17 protein-coding genes and 1 pseudogene are annotated in these 15,777 nt (G+C 64.1%); 8 read left to right on the top strand and 10 right to left on the bottom strand.

Going from position 1 to position 15,777, the window contains the following annotated elements; translation table 11 throughout:
* Positions 1–2 precede the first annotated feature (2 nt).
* A pseudogene (motB, locus tag BM365_RS12045) lies at positions 3–998 on the top strand (flagellar motor protein MotB); the annotation flags it as partial.
* 21 nt (positions 999–1,019) lie between these two features.
* Here motB and BM365_RS12040 read toward each other — a convergent pair.
* The gene (locus BM365_RS12040; RefSeq protein WP_093489816.1) at positions 1,020–1,433 is read right to left on the bottom strand and encodes a VOC family protein; all 414 of its coding nucleotides are present in this window, start codon (positions 1,431–1,433) and stop codon (positions 1,020–1,022) included.
* Between the two features lie 196 nt (positions 1,434–1,629).
* Here BM365_RS12040 and BM365_RS12035 point away from each other — a divergent pair, with 196 nt between their 5' ends.
* From BM365_RS12035 to BM365_RS12025, 3 genes are read left to right on the top strand one after another with little or no spacing between them, the layout of a single operon-like run.
* On the top strand, positions 1,630–4,194 hold the full coding sequence (locus BM365_RS12035; RefSeq protein ID WP_093489815.1) for a TonB-dependent receptor: 2,565 nt from the start codon (positions 1,630–1,632) through the stop codon (positions 4,192–4,194).
* Positions 4,195–4,214: 20 nt separating this feature from the next.
* Positions 4,215–4,490, top strand: coding sequence for a hypothetical protein (locus BM365_RS12030; protein WP_093489814.1), 276 nt, complete (start codon positions 4,215–4,217; stop codon positions 4,488–4,490).
* A gap of 2 nt (positions 4,491–4,492) precedes the next feature.
* Complete coding sequence (locus tag BM365_RS12025; RefSeq protein WP_233210800.1) at positions 4,493–5,650, top strand: cytochrome-c peroxidase; 1,158 nt, start codon at positions 4,493–4,495, stop codon at positions 5,648–5,650.
* A gap of 9 nt (positions 5,651–5,659) precedes the next feature.
* Here BM365_RS12025 and BM365_RS12020 read toward each other — a convergent pair whose 3' ends face one another.
* On the bottom strand, positions 5,660–6,214 hold the full coding sequence (locus tag BM365_RS12020; RefSeq protein WP_093489813.1) for a DUF6630 family protein: 555 nt from the start codon (positions 6,212–6,214) through the stop codon (positions 5,660–5,662).
* A 252-nt stretch (positions 6,215–6,466) separates the two neighbouring features.
* On the opposite strand from BM365_RS12020, the gene BM365_RS12015 reads away from it, so the two are divergent.
* The 4 genes from BM365_RS12015 to BM365_RS12000 all read left to right on the top strand — a co-directional run bounded on the left by BM365_RS12015 (position 6,467) and on the right by BM365_RS12000 (position 8,536).
* On the top strand, positions 6,467–6,937 hold the full coding sequence (locus BM365_RS12015; protein ID WP_233210870.1) for a fasciclin domain-containing protein: 471 nt from the start codon (positions 6,467–6,469) through the stop codon (positions 6,935–6,937).
* Between the two features lie 124 nt (positions 6,938–7,061).
* Complete coding sequence (locus BM365_RS12010) at positions 7,062–7,772, top strand: DUF6445 family protein (RefSeq protein ID WP_093489811.1); 711 nt, start codon at positions 7,062–7,064, stop codon at positions 7,770–7,772.
* Between the two features lie 51 nt (positions 7,773–7,823).
* Positions 7,824–8,072 (top strand): DUF3297 family protein, encoded by a 249-nt coding sequence (locus BM365_RS12005; RefSeq protein ID WP_093489810.1) that lies wholly within the window; start codon positions 7,824–7,826, stop codon positions 8,070–8,072.
* A gap of 89 nt (positions 8,073–8,161) precedes the next feature.
* Positions 8,162–8,536, top strand: a complete 375-nt coding sequence (locus BM365_RS12000) for a YciI family protein (protein WP_093489809.1) — start codon at positions 8,162–8,164, stop codon at positions 8,534–8,536.
* A gap of 7 nt (positions 8,537–8,543) precedes the next feature.
* On the opposite strand, the gene BM365_RS11995 is transcribed toward BM365_RS12000, so the two are convergent.
* The 8 genes from BM365_RS11995 to BM365_RS11960 all read right to left on the bottom strand — a co-directional run bounded on the left by BM365_RS11995 (position 8,544) and on the right by BM365_RS11960 (position 15,763).
* On the bottom strand, positions 8,544–10,478 hold the full coding sequence (locus BM365_RS11995) for an alpha/beta hydrolase family protein (protein ID WP_093489808.1): 1,935 nt from the start codon (positions 10,476–10,478) through the stop codon (positions 8,544–8,546).
* 72 nt (positions 10,479–10,550) lie between these two features.
* The gene (locus tag BM365_RS11990) at positions 10,551–11,885 is read right to left on the bottom strand and encodes a phospholipase effector Tle1 domain-containing protein (protein ID WP_093489807.1); all 1,335 of its coding nucleotides are present in this window, start codon (positions 11,883–11,885) and stop codon (positions 10,551–10,553) included.
* Between the two features lie 23 nt (positions 11,886–11,908).
* Entirely contained in the window at positions 11,909–12,439 is a 531-nt protein-coding gene (locus tag BM365_RS11985; protein ID WP_093489806.1) for a hypothetical protein, read from the bottom strand.
* Between the two features lie 353 nt (positions 12,440–12,792).
* The gene (locus tag BM365_RS11980; protein ID WP_139227422.1) at positions 12,793–13,314 is read right to left on the bottom strand and encodes a hypothetical protein; all 522 of its coding nucleotides are present in this window, start codon (positions 13,312–13,314) and stop codon (positions 12,793–12,795) included.
* Between the two features lie 191 nt (positions 13,315–13,505).
* Positions 13,506–14,138, bottom strand: a complete 633-nt coding sequence (locus tag BM365_RS17865; RefSeq protein ID WP_139227421.1) for a hypothetical protein — start codon at positions 14,136–14,138, stop codon at positions 13,506–13,508.
* A 26-nt stretch (positions 14,139–14,164) separates the two neighbouring features.
* Positions 14,165–14,698: a hypothetical protein gene (locus BM365_RS17860; RefSeq protein ID WP_139227420.1), complete on the bottom strand. Its 534-nt coding sequence runs from the start codon at positions 14,696–14,698 to the stop codon at positions 14,165–14,167.
* Positions 14,699–14,919: 221 nt separating this feature from the next.
* Positions 14,920–15,327 (bottom strand): VOC family protein, encoded by a 408-nt coding sequence (locus BM365_RS11965; protein ID WP_093489802.1) that lies wholly within the window; start codon positions 15,325–15,327, stop codon positions 14,920–14,922.
* A gap of 10 nt (positions 15,328–15,337) precedes the next feature.
* On the bottom strand, positions 15,338–15,763 hold the full coding sequence (locus tag BM365_RS11960; RefSeq protein ID WP_093489801.1) for a YciI family protein: 426 nt from the start codon (positions 15,761–15,763) through the stop codon (positions 15,338–15,340).
* Positions 15,764–15,777: the final 14 nt, after the last annotated feature.

Here is a 15,777-nt window from a genome sequence, read left to right as displayed (position 1 = left end):
CGATGAGCGAGCAACGCCCCACCATCATCGTCCGCCGGGTCAAGAAGGTCGCCGGCGGCGGCCATCACGGCGGCTCGTGGAAAGTGGCGTACGCCGACTTCGTCACCGCGATGATGGCGTTCTTCCTGGTGATGTGGCTGATGGGCGCCACCACCAACAAGGACCGTGCCGCGATCTCGGAATACTTCCGCAATCCCAGCCCGCTGAGCGGCAAGAGCTTCTCGCCCGCCCCTGGCCCGGCCGGTCCGGGCGGTGCCAGTACGTCGATGATCAAGCTCGGCGGCACGATGGACCTGCCCAAGGGCGAGAGCGACAACCCGTTCGACAAGCCGTCGGGCGATGCGCAGCAGGCCTCCGAGGAGCAGCAGAAGGCGCAGGAGAAGCAGCGCCTCGAGACGCTGATGCAGGCGCTACAGGAAGCCATCGGCAAGAGCCAGGCGCTGGAACCGTTCAAGGACCAACTGTTGCTCGATCTGACGCCGGAAGGCCTGCGCATCCAGATCGTCGACCAGCAGAACCGGCCGATGTTCGATCTCGGCGGCACGGTGTTGAAGCCCTACACGCAGGCGATCCTGGCGGAGCTGGCCACCTTCATCAACCAGGTGCCGAACCACATCAGCATCACCGGTCATACCGATACGACGCAGTACACGACGAACCGCGGCTACACCAACTGGGAACTCAGCGCCGAGCGTGCCAACGCCGCGCGCCGCGCGCTGGTGGTCGGCGGCATGCACGAGGACAAGGTCTCGCGCGTCGTGGGCCTGTCGTCGTCGGTGCTGTTCGACAAGCAGAATCCGCAGAACCCGATCAACCGCCGCATCAGCATCGTGGTGATGACCAAGGCCGCGGAAGAAGCGCTGCAGGGCGAAGGCCAGCTGCTCGCCCCCGGCGCACCCAAGCCGGACGCCGATACCGCCATGCCCGACGCGCCGGTGCAGGCGACAGCGACCACGGCGCCGACACCGGCAGCCACCGCACAGGATTCCGCAGCGCCCTGAAGCATTCGCGACACGTGTTCACTGCGACGGCCCCTTCAGTTCGATGGTGTTGCCGTCCGGATCCGTGAAGTAGAGCGACGGGCCATCGCCTTCCGCGCCGAAGTTGATCGCTGTCGGCGATGGCGTGATGCCTGCGTTCGCCAGATGGGCACGCAGCGCCGCTTCGTCGAACGGTTCGATGCGCAGACAGAGGTGATCGACATTTCGACCTCCGTCGCTTGCTGGCGCGCCACCGCGGGCACCCAGCGTTCCGTCCACGCTCACCAGATCGATCATCGATGCGCCCGCGCGCAGGTGCGCCAGGCCGAGGTGTTCGCGTTGCCGCTCGACATCGCACCCCAGCACATCGCGGTAGAAGCAGATGCTGCGTGCGAGGTCGCGCACACGCAGGACAAGGTGGTCGATCCGCTGGACATCGAAGAGCCGGGTCATCGGAACACTCCTGGGAAGTTGCAGATGCGACGATCCACGCGATGCGATCTCGACATGCAACGCGCCATCGCGGCGTTGACGCAGCTGAACAGAGCGCGCACAATCCGCGCCGATCAGCCAGCACCGAGTCGCTTCATCGAAGTTCTCACCGCCAGCGGAATGTGCCCACCGGGCCCCCACTCGCTCCGAGAACTCGATGAAACTCCTGACCCTGGCCATCCTGTCGGCGTTGTCCGCCGGCGCGCACGCGGCTGATGCCGCCCCCTCCGATGCTCCCGCTCCGGCGTCCACGACGCCGCTGGCCAACTCGCCGGAATACCTCAAGCCCACCACCCTGGACACGCTGAAGGTCGTGGGTCAGCGCTTGTTCCCGTATCAGGAAGGCATGGTGCTCAACGAGCGCTACATCGAGGACCAGGTGAAGGGCAACGGCGACATCGGCACGTTGCTGCGGATCAACCCGAACGTGCAGTTCGACGATTCCGCCTTCGCGTCGTCCAACCGCATGGGCGAGATCCGTCCCGCCAACATCAGCATCAACGGCGGACAGTACTACCAGAACCTGCTTCAGCTGGACGGCACCAGCTTCAACAACGACATCGATCCGCAAGCCGCCAATCCGCACGATCTGGCCGACGTGCCCAGCGCCACCCAGGGCATCGCGCTGGACACCGAGCTGATCGGCCAGTTGACTGTCTACGACAGCAACGTGCCCGCTGCCTTCGGCGGCTTCAGCGGCGGCGTGGTGGATGCCGAGAGCCGGAAGGCGCGCGACACGCTCGGGGGCAAGGTGTCGTTCCGCATGTCGCGCTCGGTATGGGATGAGATCAATCTTCCGGAAGGCGATGACATCTCGCAGTCCTCGATGTATACGAACCAGCCGGTGTACGACAAATACCGGCTCTCGGCGATGCTTGAAGGCCGTACCGATGGCGGCGTGGGCTGGATCGCGAACCTCATCCGCACGCGCTCCGACATCCCGCTACGCGGCTACTCAGCGGGCAACGTCAGCGTCAGCGACGAACTGATCAAGGAGCAGCGCCGCGAGAACACCAGCGCCAGCGTGAGGCTGGACTGGGCCGGCGATGGCATCACCCTGTCGGGCAGCTTCACGCATGCGCCGACGGACGAGCGCTACTTCACCCAGAACGCCAAGAATTCGTACTTCGACCTCAAGCAGGGCGGGCCCGTCGGCAGCCTGCGCATGGGACTGGATATCGGCGCATGGGACCTGGATCAGGTACTGAGCTACAGCGACCTGGAGAGCTCCCGCCGCGTGCCCGATGGCGTGGACTACTGGAAGGCCTGGGCGCGATCGCCCGCGTACGACTGGGGCGTCAACAACAGCAGCTTCGAGGGCAACTGGGGCGACATCGACCAGCGCAACCGGACCGTCGGGTACGCACTCACCGCGCGTCGTGATGCGCTCCAATGGGGTAGCAGCCATCACGCGCTGCAGTTCGGCCTGCAGTATCGCGATCGCCTGGGCACCTATCATCGCCTCAACGACCATTACAGCTTCCTGAGCCCTGGCCGGACGACGTCCTGCACCGATGCCAACGGCGTGGTCGACACCGAGGCCTGCTCGTTGTCGCCGGTCTACACCACTGTCAGCGGCGCCGGCAGCGTGGTCGCAGGACAGGGCCAGTTCTTCCGCACACGCAACATCTACTCCGCAGGCTACTTCGAAGTGAAGCTCAAGGAATGGGGCGTATTCGCCGAAGACGACATCCGGCTGGGACGCTGGAGCTTCCGGCCCGGCATCCGCGTGGACGGCGACGACATGATGGACAAGACCACCGTGGCGCCGCGCTTCGCGATGTCATGGGACGTGCGGGGCAACCAGGCTACGTTGCTGACCGCCGGTGCCAACCGCTACTACGGCCGCAGCTTCTTCACTTACAAGCTGCGCGAAGGCCGGGACAACCTGCAGACCACCTATACCCGCACGGCGCCGTCGCTGCTGTGGTCCCCCAGCCGCACCTACACGGCGAACAACCGCTTCGAGACGCTCGACATTCCATACAGCGACGAGCTGAACATCGGCATCAACCAGCGCTGGGCCGGCCTGGATTTCAACCTGAAGCATGTCCGCCGGGACGGGCGCGACGAGATCCTCCGCCGCCGCGTCGCGAGCGACGACACCAGCGGCTACTACTCGGCCAACGTCTACGAGTACATCAACGCCGGCCGCAGCCGCAGCGACACCAGCACGCTCAGCGTCGGCCTGCAGCGGCCTTTCACCTGGCGGGGCAGCGAAACGCACGCGCAGTTCGCGTTCGACCACACCGACGTGCGCCGCAACTACGTGGACTACGAAAGCAGCTACACGGACAGCGCCTACAACCGCCTGGTCCGCTACGAAGGCAGCGTGATCCACGCCTATGAACTACCGCAGGCGAGCTACAACCGCCCTTGGACGGCGCGCCTTTCCACCCAGACGCGGCTGCCGGCATGGGGGCTGATGTGGAGCAACTTCCTGCGCTACCGCGCCGGCTTCACCGGGTTCACCGTCACGGGCGCGGAGGATTACCAGGGCGAAACGATCGACGTGATCGAAAGCTACGACGCACCGCGCACCTTCACCTGGGACACCACGCTGGAATACAGCCTGGCCTTGCCACGCCAACAGGAGGCCTACGTGCGCGTGGAGGCCATGAACGTCTTCAACCGCCGGAATCCGCTGAGCGGGAGCATCAGCACCACGTCCTACTACGAACCCGGCCGCAGCTACTGGCTGGAACTGGGCTATCGCTTCTAGGCCATGACGAGGCGCGCACGATGAAGAACCCGTCCTTCGTCCCGCACTGGCTGCTGTGGTGCCTGCCCGCCACCGTGTCGGTGCAGGTCGTGCTGATGCTCGTGTCTTCCGGACCTCATGCGACGTGGCGTGGGAGCGACTACACGGCGGCGATGGCGGCATGCACCGTCGCTGCCGGATGCGCTGGTCTCTGGGCCCTCTGGCGCCTGCGCGACTGGCCGGTCACGTTGCGCCTCTTCATCGCGCTCGTGCAGGCACCCTTGCTGGCCGGTGCACTGTTGATGGCGGGCGCCTGAGCATGCGTCGCTGGCTGCCCGCCCTGGTGTTCCTGCTGCCCGGCTCGCTGCTCGTGGCGGCGACCGCCGCGCAATCGCAAAACGAGGGCGTGACAGCGGCACCCTCCATCGGCGAATGCCGCCAGCGTATTGCCGTCAGCGCGCCTTCGATGGATGCGGACTGCCTGCGTCGCGTTTACGCATTGCCCATCGCCGAATGGCCCGCACCCACGGTCGATGCGGGCGCGGCCTGGCAGGAACTGGCGCCGCTGCCCGACACGCCGCCGGTGCCTGCGGACAATCCCCAGACGCCCGAGAAGATCGCATTGGGCAAGCGGTTGTTCGAAGATCCGCGCCTCTCGCGCAGCGGGCAGATCGCGTGCGCGAGTTGCCACGACCGGCAACTGGGCTGGGGCGATGGCCGCAGCGTGTCGTTCGGCCACGACCGGCAGGCGGGCAAGCGCAATGCGATGAACGTGTCGATGGCGGCGTTCTCCAGTCCGCTGTTCTGGGACGGGCGCGCGGCGACGCTCGAAGCGCAGGCGCTGCACCCGATCCAGGATTCGGCGGAGATGGCGTTCGCCCCGCGCGCGCTGGAGAAGCGGCTCAACCGGGAGACCGACTACCCCGTCGCATTCGCGCAGGTGTTCGGCGACAAACGGATCAGCATGCCGCGCGTCGCGCAAGCTTTGGCCAGCTACCAGCGTAGCCTGGTGCCGCGCTTCAACCGTTTCGATCGCTTCCTGGAGGGCCAGCGCGATGTGCTGACCGACCAGCAACTGTGGGGACTGCACCTGTTCCGCACGCAGGCGCGTTGCATGAACTGCCACAGCGGACCCGCGCTGACCGACAACCGCTTCCACAACCTCGGCCTGCACTTCTACGGCCGATCGAAGGAAGACCTGGGCCGCTACCGGGTGACCGGCGACCCGGCCGACAGCGGCAAGTTCCGCACGCCGACGCTGCGCAACGTGGGCAAGACCGGGCCGTACATGCACAGCGGTGGGTTCATGGAGCTGCGCGGCGTGGTGAACATGTACAACGTCGGCATGCCGCGGCCGGGGCGCAAACCGGAGCAGTTGAACGATCCCCTGTTCCCGCAGGTCGATCCGTTGCTCAAGCCGCTGGACCTGCACAAGACGGAACTCGAGGCCATCACCGAGTTCCTGCGCACGCTCTGACGCGTTCGCCTAGAACGCGTCGCTGCCGGGGCGGATCTCCACGCCCATCACCGCGGCGAGCTGTTGCATGCCTTCGTCGTCGCGGCGCAACGCCATCCAGCCGGCGTAGGCGTCGCCGCCGGTGTTCCAGTTCCACAGCGTGTAGCCGTGCTCGCGGAGCCGGTCGTAGGCGGTCGCCATCAGCACCGGCACCTCGACCTCGTCCATGAAATCCTCGTCGCTGGTATCGCCGCCCCAGTCGATCTCGATGGCATAGCGCGCGGCCAGCTGGTTGACGCAATCGACGAAGGATTCCGCGTCCTTCCAGTCCACGTAGAACCCCGACGTCCAGTCGATCGCATCCTTCAGCGTCCACAGCACCTGGTCCGGTTCCGCGGGCTCCTCGCCGGTGGCGTCGCGGTACGCCGCGAACTGGCGCAGCGCGGTCTCCTCATCGCCGGGATTGATCAGGACGAGCAGGTTCCATACCAGCGCCTCGGTGTCGTCCAGGTCCATGTCGTCTTCATCGTCGAAGGCGTGGCGGAAGTTGTCGTCCGGATCGAATTCATGGTCGGGCGTGTGCATGGCGGCTCCATCGGTGATGCATGTCGAGATTGGCTGAATATTAAGGCCATGTGATGCATCCGAGCAGACTACGTGCGGCGTAAGCGCATCCGTAACTGCAACGCAACACCCCACCCTCAGGAGAGCCCAATGAACCGCACTTGCCTATCCATCGCGCTGCTGTCGATCTTCGCCGCGGCCGCTTGTTCCCCCAAGACCGCCGATGCTGAAGCGACCGCGGCGCCTGAGCCCGTTCCCGAAGCCGCGGATCCCATGCCTGCCGCGGCCGAACCTGCGATGGCGAAGGACATCGTCGATACCGCCGTGGGCTCACCCGATCACACGACCCTGGTCAGCGCCGTGCAGGCCGCAGGCCTGGCCGAAACGCTCAAGGGCGCAGGACCGTTTACCGTCTTCGCTCCGACCAACGCCGCCTTCAGCGCGCTACCGGCCGGTACCGTCGATACGCTGCTGAAGCCCGAGAGCAAGGCTGACCTCACTGCCGTGCTGACCTATCACGTGGTCGCCGGCAACGTGGATGCCGCCGCGCTGACTTCGCAGATCGAAGCCGGCGGTGGCACTGCGACGTTGAAGACCGTGCAGGGCGGTGAACTGAAAGCCCGGCTGGCCGACGGTGGCGTCACCCTTACCGATGCCAAGGGCAACACCGCCAAGGTCACGACGGCCGATCTGAGGGCCAGCAACGGCGTCATCCACGTGGTCGACAAGGTGCTGATGCCGTAATTCCTCGACGGCAGCACACGCCGGGCCGGCCGTGGTGGGCCGCCCCGGCGTTCTCTTGGTGGATCGCCCCGGTAGGGTCTAAGGTGATGCGGCCGGCGCACGCCGGCATGCCGGGAGCCGGCGCATGTTCAATCCGCGTCCGCAGGTACAGGCGATCGCCGTCGGCGACGGGCATGCGTGCGTCGTGATCGACGATGCGCTGGTGGGCCCCGAGCGCCTGCCCGCCTTCGCCCATGCCTATCGCGAAGATTTCCAGCAGGCACCGGCGAACCAGTTCCCCGGCCAGCAGTTGCGCATGCCTGAGGAGTTCACCCAGTTGCTGGGCGAGGTCTTCCGCGAGCATGCGCGGCATACGCTCGGCGTGCGCCGCGTGCTGTTCGGCGCCAGCCGTCTTTCGTTGGTCACGTCACCGCCGCAATCGCTGACGCCCGTCCACTGGCATCCGCGCCGCGTGCGCGCGTTCGAACCGGAGCAGCGCATCGTGCTCGCGGAGCTGTTCCTGTTCCACGACGTGGCGCTGGGGGGCATGCAGTTCTTCCTGCCGCGCGTTTCGCCGCAGCACATCGAACAACTCGAGCACGACGCCGAGGCGCTGGCGCCGGACGAATTTTCTCGCCGCCACGGCGTGACCGCCGGCTACCCGCGGGGCAGCGACGCATGTTTCACCGAGTCACTGACTATCCCGGCGAGATGGAATCGCCTGGTCTTCCACGACGGCGCCAGCTTCCACGCGCGGGCCATCGGTGACCCCGCGCGCCTGCTCGCGGATCCGCGTACCGGGCGCCTTAGCCTGACGGCAACGTTCACCTGCAGCCGCCCGCGCGTGGCGTGGTGAGGCGCCGCTTCGGGTATTCTTGCGCTCCCGAAGCACGCACGACGCACCGCCATGTCCGACACGCCTCCCGACCGACTGTCCTCCGATCCGCGCAGCCCGTTCCACAACGCCGAGGCGATGGACCGCGGCGTGGGCATCCGCTTCAACGGCGTGGAGCGCGACAACGTGGAGGAGTACTGCATCAGCGAAGGCTGGGTGCGCGTGCCGGTGGGCAAGTCGAAGGACCGTCGCGGCAATCCGATGACAATGAAGGTCAAGGGCACCGTGGAAGCCTGGTTCCGCTCGCCGGCCGCCGAGTAACCGCAGGCGCGGCGCGTCACGCCGCGGGAACATCGACCGCCACGGACCCGTGGCACAATCCCGGCCTGCATGACACGCCGGGAGGGCGCATGAAGTTCCTGCTGATGGTCTACACGGACGATTCCCTGATCGAAGCGCTGCCCGAGGGCGCGTTCGACCGGATGATGCACGGCTGCATCACCCACGCCGACGAACTGAAAGCCGGCGGTACGCTGATCGAATCCCAGCAGCTGGAACACGGCAGCACCGCCCGCACGGTCCGTGTGCGCGATGGCAAGACCAGCGTCGTCGATGGCCCCTTCGCCGAGACCAAGGAAATCCTGGGCGGCTACAACCTGATCGAGGCCGACAGTCTCGAAGAAGCCGTGAAGATCGCGCAGGAATTCCCGTGGATCGGCACCGGCAGCATCGAAGTGCGGCCGGTGCGCGATTTCGACGCGGTACGCAGGCGCGTCGGCGCCTGAGTCCGCCCTACTTCGCTTTCGCGCCGCCGAGGTGGCGCGACAGGAAGCCCAACAACTGCGTGTAATAAGTACGCCGATTGGCTTCGGCATAGAAGCCGTGGCCCTCGGTACGCACATACAGGGTCTCCACCGGCACGCCCGCCGCCTTCAGCGCCTTTTCCATGCGCTCCGTATGCGCCTGCGGGGCGATCTCGTCCTTGCCTCCCGCTGCGAGGAACACCGGCACACGGATCTTCGCCGCCAACGATGTAGGCGAAATGTCGGCCAGCGCCGTGCGATCGGCGCCCACCCAATCGTTCATATAGTTGCCGACCCATTTGGCATTGCGCGATTTCTGCCGGTGCATCAGTTCCAGGTCGTACACGCCGACATAGCCGGCCGCGCAGCGGTACATCGCCGGTTCCTTGGCCACGCCCATCAGGGCCGCATAGCCGCCATAGCTCGCGCCGTAGAGGCAGATCCGCTGCGGGTCGGCGATCTTCTGCTCGATCGCCCAGCGCGTGGCGTCGGTGAGGTCGTCCTGCATCGCACCGCCCCACTCGCGCGCGGCGGCCTGCATATGCGCACGCCCGTAGTTACCCGAGCCACGGAAATTCAACCGCAACACGGCGTAGCCCGCGCGCGCGAGCATCTGCGCTTCGTCGTCGACCTCCCAGCGATCGAAGATGCCGATCGGTCCGCCGTGCGGCATCACCACCAGCGGCAGCGGACCCTGGCTGCCGCGCGGACGCGTCAGGTAGCCGTGCAGCGGCAAGCCGTCGCGCGCTTTCAACGACACCGATTCGCTGGGCGCCAGCGTCGCCGGATCCAGCCAGTTGCGACGACTGAAGATCAGGTCGGCGGCGTTCGTCTCGGTATTGAAGAGATAGAAATCACCCGGGCTGGTGTCGTTCCAGATGTGGACGATCTTCAGCTTGCCATCGCGCGTGCCGGACGTGATCGAGATCGAGTGGCCGGGGAACGACCGCTCCAGCTTGCGGTAGAGGCGCGCCGTCTCGGACTTGTCGTCGAAGAACACGGTGCGGAGCTTGTCGTGCATGAAGAAGCTGCCCACCGGTGTGCGTCCACCCGGTGCGCGGATGATCCGGTAGGGATCGACCACCGCATCGCGCAGCACCTGGGTGCGCTCGCCGGTCACCGTATCCAGCGCCATGATCGCGTCCGGCCCTTCGCGCTGCTCGACCTGCAGGTAGGCCGTGCGACCGTCGGGCGCGAAGCCCAGCGGCACTTCGACACGCCGCGTCGCGTTCTCGTCGTTGATCAGCGCCCAGGGCGTATCGCCGTTGGCGCGATGGTAGAGCTTGCTGGCATTGTCCTCGCCCGCGCCGAGCGCGAAACGGACCTCGCCGGTCGCATCCACCGTGAAATCCGCGCGCCTGATGGGCGCAGTGGCCAGCGTATCCAGGCTGCCGTTGTAGGCGTCCAGGCTCATCAACCGGGTGTTCGGCATCGATGTGTCCAGCGCGTACATGCTGATCAGCACCTTGCGCGGGTCGTTCGGCATCGGATCGACCAGCTCGGCCGCGCGCGGTTGCAGCTCATTGCCGTCCAGTCCGTAGCGACCGAAGATCTGCCGGCGCACGGTGCCGTCCACATTGGTGGCGTACAGCTCGCCAGTGGCATAGGGCTGGTCGCGTGAACCGTACTTCTTGGCGACCGAGACGACGACGCGCTCATCGCTGACCCACCAAACATCGTCGATGATGCTGTCGGCGCCGGCGCTGATCTTGGCGGTGACCTGGCGGTCGCTACGGCGCTGCACGGCAAGGATCGTCTGATCCTCCAGCGGCACGGTCAGCGCGTAGTACTCGCCGGTAGGCGAGATCTTCAGGGTTTCCAGCACGTCCTGCTTAAGGAACGGCTCCAGGTCGACCTGCGCGTGCGCCCACGGCGCCAACAGGCATCCCAGCAGGATGCCCACACTCCTTGTTCCCCATTCCATGGATGCCTCCCGTGGCATCGTTGTCCCCGGGCGGATTAAACCGCAGGGCGACGGGAAGCGACAAGCACAGGCTCAGCGCGCGAGCACGGGGGGGTCGCGCTGTGGTTCCACCGGCACCGCAGGCAGGGCCGGCTGCAGTTCCTGCAAGCGCTGCTGTCCACCCCGCAGCCACGCCTGTCCCTGCTCGCTGTACAGGTGTTCGCGCCCGATCCGGTCGATCGCGGCGGCATCGCCCTGCTTCGCCGCCTGCAAAAGCTGCTCAACCGGGTTCGTAGGCGCCGCCGCTACCGGCAGCGGTCCGATCTCGACCGGACGCCACCGCAACCCTTCCGCCATCGCGGCATTGCGTGGTTGGGCATCGAGGCAGTCGATCCTGCACAGGTTCGACGGCGCGAGTTCTTCCTGTCTCCCACGGACGCCTTCCTTGTCGTACACGGAGGTGCGGTAGAAGAACTGGTGGTCTTCGGAATGGTGGATGACGTTGCGCGCAGGGTCGGTGGGTTCTTCCCGCTTCTGCAGGAACGGCGGATCGCTCAGCGCGTTGAGGTAGTCGATCATCAGGTTGCCGCTGCGGATCGACAGGCCGTCCAGCGAGTAGCTCCCACCGATGTCGCTGTGCGCACCCGCCACGGTGACGTTGAGGAAGCGCCCGCCATCGGTCACGCCAGGGTCCAGCACGCGCGTGGACTGGAAGAGATTGCGTCGCTCGTCCTCGGCGGTGATCTGGAAGCCCGACACCACCGAAGGCGGCAGCCGGCGATCATGATTGCGCGGCTCGCCGGTGCCCACCGGATCGAACAGGCCGACAGCCTGGATCACGGTGCCGGGTTCGCGCAGGGGTGGGCGCACCGGCTCAAGTCTTTCGATGTGACCGTTGTGGTCGCGCAAGATGCTCATACCTCTGGGATCCTGGATTCCGCGTTCCTCCACAATGCGCGTGAATCCCGCGGCCTGCTCCGCTCCGCGGCTGAATCCAACCGCGACCACGCGGATATCGGCACTCGGATGCTCGTTCAGCCACTCGGCCGCCTTTTGTATGAACTGAAAATACATCTGCTCCATGCGGGATTCATACGACTGACCTTTTGCAAGGTCGACATAGCCGGCTAAACCTCCCTGCGTACCCGGCCCTTCAACGTAGCCATAGCTGATCGCAGGATCCCGCAACTCTTCGACCTGCCTCGCAATCCGCGCCACGTTGGTGTGATTCTCTGGGGCATCGCTGAACATGCTATTGCCAGTCCCATCGAACGCCGCGACAAACAGCCGCTCATCCAATCTACCGGCGTCGCGCAGCACAGGTGCGGAGAACGCATCCAGTTCCCTCCCGGCATGCTGGTAGCCTTCTAGATCCTCGGACGTGGCCGGTGTTGTTCCCACACCGTCTTGATGCCGCTCGCCTCCCATCCCCCCTCCTTTGGGCGATTGCCTCAATAGGTCTTGGTCCAAGCTAGAACCAGATCATTGCGAAAGCCGCTGTACTTGTTTCCAGGAACCTGCAAGCTCCGCGTCGAAACGAACGCCCGCATGTACACATTGATCGTCCTGTCATTCACCTCCAGGATGATCGCGGGATCTCCAACGTCGCCAAGCACTTCTTCACGAGGCACGTTATGCAAGACGAGGCGATCTTTGAATATTTCGCCGATATCGACGTCTGCCTCGTGCGATGTACCGTCCTTGGACCGCCAGATGACGCGCGCCGGCTCAGGGAAGTTCCTGCGGGCGATATGGCCCGCACTTAGAATCTGCTCACGCGTGCCGCGATATGAAGAAAGTGGCGGGCTCACGACGTCAATGCTATCGACGCCATGCGTGAACCCGGAATAGAGGATCCGACAGCCTATCGTGTCGAAACAATGTGCCCCGAAGCTATGTTGAACGAACCTCAGCGGCCATTGCGCGGTCTCTGCACCCGCAACATCCCCGCCGGGAGATTTCACTTCCTGTTTAGTCGTCATGCCATGGCACCCTGATGTCAAGACAAGCGATGCGACCAGACTCGCAAGCAATCGGCATCCACCGTCGCTTCCAGCATCCGACAATCTGCCGAACATCGCCAGGCCTCCTGTCAAAACCAGACATATCTGTAAAGCACACTCGGAAGTTCCGCAAGGAGCGTCGCATTAGTGTGAGCGATATCGCGTGATGCATTCATTTACATCAACGCACGACTCGACAATAGCGCCCACCTACTCCATAGACGAATCGTTGGGTGATATCTGTTGGCGCCATAGCTTGAGCGAGCCCAGCATCGCTCCAACACCATCTGGATAGGCCATCCTTGCACTCGGGCTCTTTCGCGGCAATCCCACTAGTAGGCCTTGCTCCACGCCAAAGTCAGGTCGTCCCGGAAATAGCTGTGCTTGTTCCCCGAAACCTGTGGTTCCCGTGTGGGGACGAACGCCTTCATGTAGACGTTGATCGTCCTGTCGTTCACTTCCAGGATGATTCCGGGATCTCCGATGTCGCCGTCCACGCCACCTTTCGGCACGTGGTGCAAGACGCGCTGATCTCGGAATACGCTTGCGATGTCAACGAATGTCGAATGCTTCACGCCATCCTTCGACCTCCACACCACGCTTGCGGGTTCGGGGAAGTTACCCACCGAGAGATAACTTGCATCCAAGTTTGCCGGATATTTGTCGCCCAGCGACGCTGAAGACAACTGAAGCACATCGCCTGGCTCGGAGACGTGCGTGAACCCGTTGTAGGTCACGTGGCAGCCATAGGTCGAGTAGCAGAACGCACCGAAGTTGTGCCGCTTGAACGTCAGCGACTCACTGCTCGCTAGGCTGCCTGCTCCTGGGTGGGCGTAACTATCTTGTTGCGTCATCGCGATCCCCTGGCATCCAGTTCCGAGGCTAGTTATCGTCATCATGAACATTAAAGCCCGACACCGCACAGCCTGACGGGCACCTGGCGATCTCCTCACCACAACACGACCTCCAGCCTGCGTCTTGCATCTGTCGAATAGTACTCAGAGCATCGGAACCGACGTCGCACGGAAGGCTCCGGGGCGCCACACTAATAGTTACTGCTTGAAACAAGAATCAAATCTTCGCGCGAGTACCTACGCGCACTGGCTGACAAATGCTCAGTCTTGGTAGGAATGAGGGCTCGCATGTAGACGTTGACGGTACGGCCGTTGACTTCCAGCACGATATCCGGGTCCGCGATGCCAAGATCCTCGCGATAATCTTCCCTAGGGACGTTGTGCCGAACGACTCGATCTTTGAATATCTCGCCGATATCCACGTCCGCCTCATGGGGAACGCCATCCTTGGAACGCCAGCTCAGGTGGGCAGCCGGCGGAAAGTTTCGCTTTCCGACATGTCCCGCTCGTAGCAGTTGTTCACGAGAGCCTTTGTACGAAGACATCGGCGGACTCACTTCGTCGTCGCGATCAACTCCATGAGTGAATCCCGCGTATGTAACGCGGCAGCCAATCGTGTCGAAGCAATGCGCCCCGAAGTTGTGCTGGGCGAACCTAAGTGGCCACGCCGTGGTGGCCACGCCGCTCTCTCCAGTCTTCGACACCCTCGTCTCCTGCGTCATCGCCATACCCTGGCACCCTGCGGTTAATACAACCAATGCGATCAGCCCCACAATCCAACGCGGACCATCATCCTCTTTCCTGCATCGCGATACTTTGACCATTTCAAGGCCTCCTGCCAGAACGACCACTAGTACATCTCGCTCCACACGCGCACGAGTTCGGCACGATGTCCGCTGTAGGGATTCCCAGGAACCTGCAACACTTTTGTCGGAATGAAGGCCCGCATGTACACGCTTATCGTGCGGTCTTCCACCTCCAGGATGATGTCGGGATCGGTGATGGATACGCCTTCCCGAATATCCTCGCGTGCAACGTTATGAACAATTAGTTGGCCGGGAAACAAGGCTCGGATATCGATTTCCGTTTCGTGCGCCACACCATTCCGTGATCGCCAGGCGATGCGAACGGGCGGCGGGAAGTTCGTGCGGGCGATATGTCCCGCACTGAGAATCTGCTCGCGTGCCCCTCGATACGACGACAGCGGCGGACTTACTTCACCTTCGTCAGCGCCATGCGTGAAGCCGGAGTACGTAATCCGACATCCAATCGTGTCGAAGCAATGCGCACCGAAATTGTGTCGCACGAATTTCAGCGGCCAGTCCGCAACCGTGTTATCGGCCCTGATCGAGCCTTCGGTTCTCGTTTCCTGCGTCATCGCCATGCCTTGGCATCCTGCGGCGAGGACTATCGATGCGATCAATCCTACGAATACAAGGGAGCCACCCCTCCTTTCAGTACTCGCTGATCTCCAGATCATCGCAAGGCCTCCTGCCAGAAACAGTCCTATCTGTACGGCACGACGCCACGCAGTGCAAGGCGCGACGCCCTAATGTGAGTAAGTCGCGCACTGCATTCATTTACATCAATGTCCGACCTTGCGCTTTACTCGGCCGGCGGACCGCTCTCATCCATGTGCACGACCTCCCAGAGATGACCGTCTAGGTCTTCGAAGCCGCGCTGGTACATGAAGCCGTAGTCTTTCGCCTCCATCGGTTCGCGACCGCCGGCGGCCAGCGCCTTGGCGACCATCGCATCCACCTCGTTGCGACTGCCCATCGACAGGCAGAGCAGAACTTCGGTGTGCGTGCGCGCATCGCACAGCGACTTGCGGGTGAAGCCCTGGAAGAACGGCTCCACCAGCAGCATCACGTAGATGCTGTCGCTGATGACCACGCAAGCTGCGTTCTCATCGGTGAACTGGGGATTCGAGGCGTAATCCAGCGCGCCGAAGAAGGCCTTGGCCTTGTCCAGGTCGCGCACGGGAAGGTTGACGAAGATCTGAGTGCTCATGCGCGGCGCCTCACTGCGGGTTGCGGGATGAAAGGTCGGCCGCCAACCGCGCTTCTTGTTCGCGTAGCTCGGGCGTCAGCGCGTCGCCGAAATCATCGGCTTCGAACACCGGGCGCAGTTCGATTTCGGCGCCACCATCGAAGGGTGCGCGCTTGATCCACTCGATGGCTTCGTCGAGATTGCGGACCTGCCAGAGCCAGAAGCCGGCGATGAGTTCCTTCGTCTCGCCGAACGGCCCGTCGATCACGGTCCGCTGCTTACCGTCGAAGCGCACCCGGGCGCCGCGCGACGTGGGGTGCAGGCCTTCGCCCGCCAGCATGATGCCGGCCCTGACCAGCGCCTCATTGAACTTGCCCATCTCGGTCAGCAGCTCGGTGCTCGGCATTTCGCCGGCTTCGGACTCGGGGCTGGCCTTCACGATGACCATCACTTTCATGGGGTTCTCCTGTC

Source organism: Pseudoxanthomonas sp. YR558, from assembly GCF_900116385.1.
Lineage (GTDB): Bacteria > Pseudomonadota > Gammaproteobacteria > Xanthomonadales > Xanthomonadaceae > Pseudoxanthomonas_A.
Note: the sequence above shows the minus strand (reverse complement) of the source record. Positions and strands in the feature narration are given on the sequence as shown.

Excerpts from the sequence above, each read along its gene's own strand:
- BM365_RS11985 (WP_093489806.1), bottom strand. The coding sequence starts at position 12,439 with ATGACGACTAAACAGGAAGTGAAATCTCCCGGCGGGGATGTTGCGGGT.
- BM365_RS12025 (WP_233210800.1), top strand. The coding sequence starts at position 4,493 with ATGCGTCGCTGGCTGCCCGCCCTGGTGTTCCTGCTGCCCGGCTCGCTG.
- BM365_RS11995 (WP_093489808.1), bottom strand. The coding sequence starts at position 10,478 with ATGGAATGGGGAACAAGGAGTGTGGGCATCCTGCTGGGATGCCTGTTG.
- BM365_RS11965 (WP_093489802.1), bottom strand. The coding sequence starts at position 15,327 with ATGAGCACTCAGATCTTCGTCAACCTTCCCGTGCGCGACCTGGACAAG.
- BM365_RS12020 (WP_093489813.1), bottom strand. The coding sequence starts at position 6,214 with ATGCACACGCCCGACCATGAATTCGATCCGGACGACAACTTCCGCCAC.
- BM365_RS12000 (WP_093489809.1), top strand. The coding sequence starts at position 8,162 with ATGAAGTTCCTGCTGATGGTCTACACGGACGATTCCCTGATCGAAGCG.
- BM365_RS17860 (WP_139227420.1), bottom strand. The coding sequence starts at position 14,698 with ATGGCGATGACGCAGGAAACGAGAACCGAAGGCTCGATCAGGGCCGAT.
- BM365_RS17865 (WP_139227421.1), bottom strand. The coding sequence starts at position 14,138 with ATGGTCAAAGTATCGCGATGCAGGAAAGAGGATGATGGTCCGCGTTGG.
- BM365_RS12015 (WP_233210870.1), top strand. The coding sequence starts at position 6,467 with ATGCCTGCCGCGGCCGAACCTGCGATGGCGAAGGACATCGTCGATACC.
- BM365_RS12040 (WP_093489816.1), bottom strand. The coding sequence starts at position 1,433 with ATGACCCGGCTCTTCGATGTCCAGCGGATCGACCACCTTGTCCTGCGT.
- BM365_RS12035 (WP_093489815.1), top strand. The coding sequence starts at position 1,630 with ATGAAACTCCTGACCCTGGCCATCCTGTCGGCGTTGTCCGCCGGCGCG.
- BM365_RS11960 (WP_093489801.1), bottom strand. The coding sequence starts at position 15,763 with ATGAAAGTGATGGTCATCGTGAAGGCCAGCCCCGAGTCCGAAGCCGGC.
- BM365_RS12005 (WP_093489810.1), top strand. The coding sequence starts at position 7,824 with ATGTCCGACACGCCTCCCGACCGACTGTCCTCCGATCCGCGCAGCCCG.
- BM365_RS12030 (WP_093489814.1), top strand. The coding sequence starts at position 4,215 with ATGAAGAACCCGTCCTTCGTCCCGCACTGGCTGCTGTGGTGCCTGCCC.
- BM365_RS11980 (WP_139227422.1), bottom strand. The coding sequence starts at position 13,314 with ATGACGCAACAAGATAGTTACGCCCACCCAGGAGCAGGCAGCCTAGCG.
- BM365_RS12010 (WP_093489811.1), top strand. The coding sequence starts at position 7,062 with ATGTTCAATCCGCGTCCGCAGGTACAGGCGATCGCCGTCGGCGACGGG.
- BM365_RS11990 (WP_093489807.1), bottom strand. The coding sequence starts at position 11,885 with ATGGGAGGCGAGCGGCATCAAGACGGTGTGGGAACAACACCGGCCACG.